The organism is Streptomyces sp. NPDC048483 (assembly GCF_040651455.1).
GTDB lineage: Bacteria > Actinomycetota > Actinomycetes > Streptomycetales > Streptomycetaceae > Streptomyces.
In genome coordinates this window covers 1-2,953 of sequence record NZ_JBEZJZ010000235.1, presented here as the reverse complement: position 1 = coordinate 2,953, position 2,953 = coordinate 1, and the positions used below count along the sequence as shown (strand labels likewise).

Here is a 2,953-nt window from a genome sequence, read left to right as displayed (position 1 = left end):
GCCTGCTGCGTTACCTCAACCCGGAGACCGCCGCCGCCCTCGCGGACGGCGCCACCCCGCAGATCGGCTTCAACTACCTGGGCCGCTTCCCCGGTGCGCCCGCCGCGGGGCGGGCGGTGGTCGCCGACTGGGCGACGGCCGCCGAGGCCGACGCGCTGCGCGGCGGCGACGCCGACATGCCGATGCCGCACGCCCTGAACATCAACGCCCGCACCCTGGACGGCGCCGACGGCTCCACACTGACCGCCGATTTCGCCTGGCCCGAGGGCCTGTTCACCGAGGAGGACATCCGCGCCCTCGCCGAGGGCTGGCGCACTGCCCTCGAAAGCCTGGCCCGGCATGCCGCGACCGGCGAGGCGGGCGGCCCGACCCCCTCCGACCTGCCGTTGGTGTCCCTCACCCAGGCGCAGATCGACCGGCTGGCGGCCGGCACCGGCGGCGCCGTCGAGGACATCCTGCCGCTGTCCCCGCTCCAGGAGGGCCTGCTCTTCCACGCCCTGTTCGACCGGGAGGCGCTGGACGTCTACACCCTCCAGCTCGCCTTCGACCTCGAGGGCCCTTTCGACGCCGAGGTCATGCGGGCCGCCGGCGCCGCCCTGCTGCGCCGCCACGCCAATCTGCGCGCCGCGTTCGTCCACGACGGCATCGACACCCCCGTCCAGGTCGTCCCCGCCCACGCCGAACTGCCCTGGTACGAATACGACCTCGCCGAGGTGCCCGCCGCGGCGCACCAGGCCGAGACGCTGCGGATCCTCGAGGAGGACCGGACCCGCCGCTTCGACCTGGCGGCGCCGCCGCTGCTGCGGCTGTCCCTGATCCGGCTCGGCGCGGACCGCTTCCGCTTTGTGCTCACCGGCCACCACATCCTGCTCGACGGCTGGTCGATGCCGCTGCTGGTCAAGGAGCTGTTCCAGCTCTATGTGGCGGGCGGCGACGAGAACGGCCTGCCCCGTGTCACCCCCTACCGCGACTACCTCGCCCATCTGGCCACCCGCGACCGCGCCGAGGCCGAACGCGCCTGGGCCGAGGCGCTGGACGGCCTGGACGAGCCCACCCTCCTCGCACCGGCCGAGCGCGGTGGCGACCCGGTGGCGCCCGAGTACGTCACCGTCGCCCTGCCCGAGCAGCTCAGCCGCCGGCTGACCGACGAGGTCCGCCGCCGCGGCCTGACCATGAACAATGTCGTCCAGAGCGTCTGGGCGCTGCTGCTGGGGCAGCTCACCGGCCGCGACGATGTCGTCTTCGGCACCACCGTCGCCGGGCGTCCGCCGGAGCTGCCGGGCGTCGAGTCGATGATCGGCCTGTTCATCAACACCCTGCCGGTGCGCGTCCGCATCGACCCCGCCGAGTCCCTGCTCGACCTGGTCACCCGGGTGCAGCGGGAGCAGACCGCGCTCATCGACCACCAGCACCTCGGCCTCGCCGGCCTCCAGCGCACCGCGGGCCTGGGCGAACTCTTCGACACCACCACGGTCTTGGAGAGCTACCCCGTCGACCCGGCCGCGCTGCGCACCACCGTCGGGGGTATGAGCGTCCTGGGCGTGGAGGGCCACAACGCCACCCACTATCCGCTCAGCCTCATTGTCATCCCCGGCCCCCGGCTGCGGCTGCGGCTGGAGTACCGGCCCGATGTCCTCACCCGCGACGAGGTCGATGCGCTCCTCGCCCGGCTGCGGCGGCTGTTCACCACCATGGCCACCGACCCGGCCCGGCCCGTGGCCCGTATCGATCTGCTGTCCACCGAGGAACACCGGCGCCTGGCCGCGCTCAACGACACGGCCGCCGACGTCCCCGCGGGGACCTACCCGGCGCTGTTCGAGCGCTGGGCGGCCGAGCAGCCCGACGCCACCGCGCTGGTCGTCGACGGCGAGGAGCTGACCTACCGCGAACTCAACGACCGCGCCAACGCCCTGGCCCGGCTGCTGATCCAGTGCGACGCAGGCCCCGAGCGGGTGGTGGCCTTCGCGCTGCCCCGCTGCCCGGAGCTGGTTGTCACCATGCTCGCGGTCCTCAAGTCCGGCTCGGCCTATCTGAGCATCGACCCGGACTATCCCGTCGACCGCATCGACTACATGCTGCGCGACGCCCGGCCCGCACTGGTCGTCACCGACCGCGCCACCCAGGACCGGCTGCCCGCCCGCGACGGCGACACCGGCCGCCTTGTCCTGGACGACCCGGACGTACGCATGCAGCTGGAGAGCGCGGCCGCCGCCCAGCCCTGGGGCGACGACCCGCGCGACTCCGAAGCCACCACGCTGCTGCGCCTGTTCACCCCGGAGAACCCGCCGAGCAACGACATCACGGACGCCGACCGCACCGCACCGCTGCACCCGGCCCACCCGGCGTATCTGATCTACACCTCCGGCTCCACCGGCCGGCCCAAGGGCGTGGTCGTCTCGCACGCCGGCCTCGCAAGCCTCGTGGAGACCGAACGGCGCGGCTTCGGCGTCGGCCCCGGCAGCCGGGTGCTGCAGTTCGCCTCGCCCAGCTTCGACACCTCGGTGTGGGAGTTCTGCATGGGCCTGCTCACCGGCGCCACGCTGGTGATGGCCACCACGGACGAGCGCACGCCCGGCGAGCCGCTGGAGCGGCTGCTGACCGGACAGCGCATCACCCACGCCACCATCCCGCCGGCCGCCCTCGCGGTGATGTCACCGCAGCACGTACCGCAGGACCTGGCCGTCATCGTCGCCGGTGAGGCGTCCACGGCCGATCTGATCGCGACCTGGTCGGCGAACCGTCCGATGTACAACTCCTACGGCCCCAGCGAGACCACGGTCGACGCGACCCTGTGGACCTGCCGCCCCGACGTCCGCGGCACCATCCCGATCGGCACCCCCGTCGTCAACACCCGGGTTTTTGTGCTGGATGGTGCGTTGCGTCCGGTGCCGGTGGGTGTTGCGGGTGAGTTGTATGTGTCGGGTGTGGGTCTTGCGCGCGGGTATTGGGGTCG

1 protein-coding gene is annotated in these 2,953 nt (G+C 73.0%); it reads left to right on the top strand.

The window, feature by feature from the left end:
• On the top strand, positions 1-2,953 hold a 2,953-nt coding region (locus AB0D04_RS42455; protein WP_362712824.1), incomplete at both ends, for a condensation domain-containing protein.